This window comes from Pirellulales bacterium (assembly GCA_035499655.1).
Taxonomy (GTDB): Bacteria; Planctomycetota; Planctomycetia; order Pirellulales; family JADZDJ01; genus DATJYL01.
In genome coordinates, this window is the sequence record DATJYL010000098.1 from 1 (window position 1) to 5,031 (window position 5,031).

Annotated in this window: 6 protein-coding genes; 2 read left to right on the forward strand and 4 right to left on the reverse strand. The window is 57.5% G+C overall.

Translation table 11 applies throughout. The annotated features are described in order from the left end of the window. The coding region (locus tag VMJ32_07095) for a metalloregulator ArsR/SmtB family transcription factor (GenBank protein HTQ38776.1) at positions 1–356 on the reverse strand (356 nt) is incomplete at its 3' end. Between the two features lie 176 nt (positions 357–532). Here VMJ32_07095 and VMJ32_07100 point away from each other — a divergent pair. Continuing rightward, on the forward strand, positions 533–1,297 hold the full coding sequence (locus VMJ32_07100) for an SDR family NAD(P)-dependent oxidoreductase (GenBank protein HTQ38777.1): 765 nt from the start codon (positions 533–535) through the stop codon (positions 1,295–1,297). Positions 1,298–1,432: 135 nt separating this feature from the next. Here VMJ32_07100 and VMJ32_07105 read toward each other — a convergent pair whose 3' ends face one another. Next, the gene (locus VMJ32_07105) at positions 1,433–1,918 is read right to left on the reverse strand and encodes a cupin domain-containing protein (protein HTQ38778.1); all 486 of its coding nucleotides are present in this window, start codon (positions 1,916–1,918) and stop codon (positions 1,433–1,435) included. 125 nt (positions 1,919–2,043) lie between these two features. On the opposite strand from VMJ32_07105, the gene VMJ32_07110 reads away from it, so the two are divergent. Then, positions 2,044–3,744, forward strand: a complete 1,701-nt coding sequence (locus VMJ32_07110) for a hypothetical protein (GenBank protein HTQ38779.1) — start codon at positions 2,044–2,046, stop codon at positions 3,742–3,744. Positions 3,745–3,854: 110 nt separating this feature from the next. On the opposite strand, the gene VMJ32_07115 is transcribed toward VMJ32_07110, so the two are convergent. Continuing rightward, positions 3,855–4,391: a hypothetical protein gene (locus tag VMJ32_07115; protein HTQ38780.1), complete on the reverse strand. Its 537-nt coding sequence runs from the start codon at positions 4,389–4,391 to the stop codon at positions 3,855–3,857. A gap of 46 nt (positions 4,392–4,437) precedes the next feature. After that, entirely contained in the window at positions 4,438–4,848 is a 411-nt protein-coding gene (locus tag VMJ32_07120; GenBank protein ID HTQ38781.1) for a hypothetical protein, read from the reverse strand. Positions 4,849–5,031 lie beyond the last annotated feature (183 nt).

Here is a 5,031-nt window from a genome sequence, read left to right on the forward strand (position 1 = left end):
GGGTTGGATTTGTTTGCTTTTCGTTCGCGCATCTTTTGTTCGGCTCGAACTTTGATGTCGTGCAAATGATCGGTCCAGAAGCGCTGGTATTGATCGAGCCAATCGGCAGCGTCGTGGAGCGGTTCGGGAACCAATCGCAAGTGATATTCGCGCCCCTGTTTGCTGCGCTTGAGCAAACCGGCCCGTTCCAGCACGCGGATGTGCTTAGAAACGGCCACAAACGAAATGGCAAACGGGGTGGCCACGGCGGTGATGGTGGTTTCGCCATCGGCCAGCCGGGCCAAAATGGCGCGGCGGGTGGGATCGGACAGGGCGAAAAACACCTGGTTCAGGGCTTTGGGAAATTGTTTAACCATTTGGTTTAATATATCGGCGGTTTCCGTCCAGTCAATGCCTGATTTCTAAAATTATTTTTCGCCCGCGGATGGCTTGCGCCGGTGGCTGCAAACTCTTAAAATTGCCGGCGGCGATGCGCGCTGGCTGACTTTGCAGGCTGGCACGGTTCTGCACTTTTCGGCGGGAGACACAATCGATGAAAGGTTCTTGTGCGCTGGTCACGGGGGCATCGGCGGGGTTCGGCTGGGCCATTGCTGAGCAGTTGGCGGCCCGGGGGGCGAATTTACTAATTACCGGCCGGCGTGAAGAGCGGCTGCAAGCGCTGAAGGAAAAAATCGTCGCTGAACACCAAGTCCTGGTGGAACCGCTGGTGTTCGATGTGCGCTCTTTAACCCAGTGCGAGGCGGCGCTGAAGCAAAAAGCCTCGCTCGTGGCCAATGTTTCGATCCTGATTAACAACGCCGGGCTGGCCAAAGGGGTCGATCAGATTCAATCGGGCGACATCAAACATTGGGATCAAATGATCGACACCAACATCAAGGGCCTCCTGCACATGACCCGGCTGGTATTGCCCTACATGATTCAGCGGAATGCCGGGCACATTGTAAACTTGGGTTCGATTGCCGGACACTGGGTGGCGCCCGGCGGGGCGGTGTATTGCGCCACCAAGTTTGCCGTGCGGGCCATTACCGACGGCATGCGAATCGATTTGGCCGGCAAAAACATCCGCGTGACGAACATCGAGCCGGGCATTGCTGAAACCGAGTTTGCCCACGTTCGCATGGAGGACGACAGCAAAGCCGACGCGGTTTATAAAGGCATTACGCCGCTTACGGCCCACGACATTGCCGAAGCCGTGATCTGGTGCCTGGAGCGCCCGCCGCATGTCAACGTGCATGAACTGTTAATTACGCCGCTGGCGCAAGTGGGCGTGGGCCCGGCGTATGTGCATCGGCAGTGAGAGGCGCGTGCGATTGGAATCGCGCCGAATTAAGAATCGCGGTGTTCGTTTTAGAGCCGCGCGCGTAAGCAAGCGGGGGCACCGCTTACTAACGTGCGCGGCTCTAGTAAGGCTCTAGTAAGTGGCGATTGCGAGTTACTTCGCTTTATCGCTCGGCGTCGCCGAGGACCACCATTTAATCACAAAATACGTGGCCGGTGTGTCCCCCACGTTTTTGAAGCCGTGCAGTTCGTTGGAACTGTTGAACACCACGGAGCCCGAGCCGACGCGCTGGCGCTGGCCGTTTTGCATGACATCAAGCGTGCCTTCCTTGAGCAGCATTAATTCTTCTTCCGGATGTTGATGCGGCGGATGCGGTTCCTCGCCGGGATTGACCGTGGTGATGTGGCATTCCAGCCGGTCGAGCGTGGCGACGGGGGTATCAAAAACCGGCCGCCGGGCGCCGACCTTCGTGGTTTGCTCGTTCATTTTTTCCCAATCGAACGCGGAGGAATGCATAACGGGCTTGGCGGGCGCTGATGTCGATTGAGCAGATGATAGTGTCGATTGAGCGGAACTAATGGCCGCGGCAGCAGGAACCGCCGCAACCGCTGCCAGCATGGCTTCTCGGCGAGTGAGCATAAAAAAATCTCCTGAACAGGACGGCGAGCGCGACCGTTGAAGAAATAGTTGACAGAACTGGTACAATTATCCGGTAGAACAAAATTCGATACAAGACAGCCGTCCTTTTTTTGCTGTAAACATTCATGGCTAATCGAAACACACTGGGCGGCGTGATTCACACGTACCAGCGGTACGATCCGAAGCGATTCCCCAGCCCGACGCAGCCGCCGCCCGACATGGTTTCGCCGGCGTTCGAGCACATGCTGGCCTTTGGCGAATTGCGGGAACTTTCGGAAGAAGAACTGGCCCGGGCGGTGAAAATCGATCCCAGCCAAATCGCCGGGCTGGGACCGACGCTGGAATCGTTGCGGGCCGCGCTGGAAGAACGCAAACGGAAAATCCTGCAAACGTACGAGACCGACGCCGTGCAGAAAGCAGCCGGCGATGCCTATCGCGAGACCGGCGAGCAAATTTCGCCCCCGAAAAATTTGCGCGATCGCTTTCGCCGGGCGTTCGAGGAAGAGCAAATCCGCGATTTGGAGCGCGTGTGGTATGCGCATGGCAACGACAACTCGCCATTTGCGCGCGCGTTAGTGAAACTGGTGGATAAGCTCGGCGATAAATACGAGGTCGACGAATTGGCCGCCAGCTACGATTTCACTGGCCGCACGGCAATGTCGGTCCCGCAAGCGATTGAAATCAAGGAAGAATTGGAGACCATCGACCGGCTGCTCAAGCAACTGGAAGAGGCGGCCAAAAACGCGCAAATTGGCGTGATCGATTTGGAAGAGCTGTCGCAATTTGCCGAGCCGGGCGACATGGACAAGCTCGCCCAAATGCAGCGGCAAGTGGAAGAACTACTGCGGCACATGGCGGAGCAACAAGGTTTGCAGCACGGTAAGCGCGGCTATGAACTCACGCCCAAGGCGTATCGCATTTTTCAAGGACGGTTGCTGGAGCAAATTTTTTCGCAATTGCAGGCGGCGCGCAGCGGGCGGCATCAAGGGCCGGTGGTGGGCGAAGGGGCCGTCGAATTGCAGCAAACTAAGCCGTACGAATTTGGCGACAGCGTGGCGAACATGGACATTCCGCAATCGCTAATGAACGCCATGATTCGCGACGGCGCCAAATTGCCGTTGCGGATGAAGGGTGAAGATATTGTCATTCACCGCACGCGCAACACGCCCAAGTGCGCCACGGCCGTGCTGATGGACATGAGCGGTTCGATGCGCTATAACGGGCAATACATTAACGTCAAACGGATGGGTTTGGCGCTGGACGGGCTGATTCGCCGCGAATATCCCGGCGATTTTTTGCAGTTCATAGAAATGTTCACGTTCGCCAAGCCGCGCACGCCGGCCGAAATTGCCACACTGCTGCCCAAGCCAGTCACCATTTTCGATTCCTACGTACGATTGTGGGCCGATATGAGCGACCCGGCGGTGAGCGAAATTCAAATTCCGCACCACTTCACCAACATTCAGCACGCGCTGCAAATGGGCCGGCAGTTTTTGTCGCAGCAGGATACGCCCAACCGGCAAATGGTGCTCATTACCGACGGCCTGCCGACGGCCCATTTCGAAGGGCATAAGTTGTTTTTGCTTTATCCGCCCGACCGCCGCACGGAAGAAGCCACAATGCGCGAGGCGCACCTGTGCCAACGTGAAGGAATCACCATCAACATTTTCCTGCTGCAAAGCTGGAGCCAGTCGAGCGAAGACATTCAATTCGCTTACCGCCTGGCCGAATCAACGAAGGGCCGGGTGTTCTTCACGGCCGGGAAAGATTTGGACCGCTTCGTCGTGTGGGACTATTTGAACCGTCGCCGCTCGATCGTGGCTTGAAGGCGTCCCGCCACATCAATAAAGCCGCGACCGTTGGTCGCGCCGGCCTGGCAATGGATGATCGATTGGCACTACCGCGCGACCACCGGTCGCGGCTTTATGAGGCTGGTTTAATTATGCTGGTAATTGACGACCAGCCAGCGGTTGGCCTGCTTTTGCAACTTCACTTCCAGGTGAGACAAGTATTGAAACGGGTAAGGCGCGTCGCGATCGGTAATTTGGCCGGTGGCGAAAACGCGGAACTCGGCGGTGGCGGTCATGGGGCTGGCGGTGCGGTCGAGTGTGACTTCCATGGCGCTAATGCTAACCGAGTCGAATTTAGCGCGGCCGATCCAGCGCTCGGCTTCGGCTTTCACTTCCCCAGCCGTAGGCGAAATGCACGCCAGGCAGGCGTCAAAATCGTTGCGCTCGCCGGCGGCTGCGGCATCGTAAATGACGTTGGCCACCTGTTCGCGCTCGGTCACGACCAGGTGATCGACAAGCACGGCCAAGCCCATCACCAGCGCCACGCTAGCCATGCTGAGCAAAATCCACACGCGGCCGTGTTTCAAAAACAGCACGCCCAGTGCCGCCAAAATCAAGCCGCCGCCGATGAGAATGGGCGTGGGATTTTCCGTGAACCAGGTGAGGGGCGCGGAATCGGACATAACAGTGGTCCGTGGTCGGACTTCGGCAAGCTCTGTCGAGCCGTGGTCAGTGGTCAGTTGCGGAAGCCGAGCGACGCAAATCGTTCAATCGTCGACGATGAAACTGCACCATGTTGAACATGGCGACCACGGCCAGGGCGGTCAAAATGAAGGCAATCGGCGTAAGCGTAAAAATCGGCTGCCACGGTGGTGCGGTGGGTTGCGCATCAGACGTTGTGATGTCGTGGCCCTGCGGTTTTTCCTGGCTCGGGGCAGCATCGTCGCTAGCGGGTTCGAATGCTTCGCGCCCCAGGCCGCGTTCCCGGGCGTGAAATTTTTCTTCAATTGAAGCTTCCCGCCGCTCAAATTTCGGCCCGATGGTAAACAGCGCAGCCAACCCGGCCAGAGAAAACAACATGACCCAGAACCAGGGGAAATCGGTGACAGAAGGCGGCGACGTCCGTTGCGATTCCGACACGCTCACACCGCTACAAAATTGAGAATCAAGGAGACGCAGATGAACAGGCTTTGTTGAAACCCTTATGCTGCCAACAGGAGCAGGTCGTGAGTGAGGACACGCAAGTGAACTTCGGTTGCTTGAGTTGGACGGGATCGACCCCGCAGGGAAGAGGTGAGTCGCCGTTTGAATCGCGCGATGGTA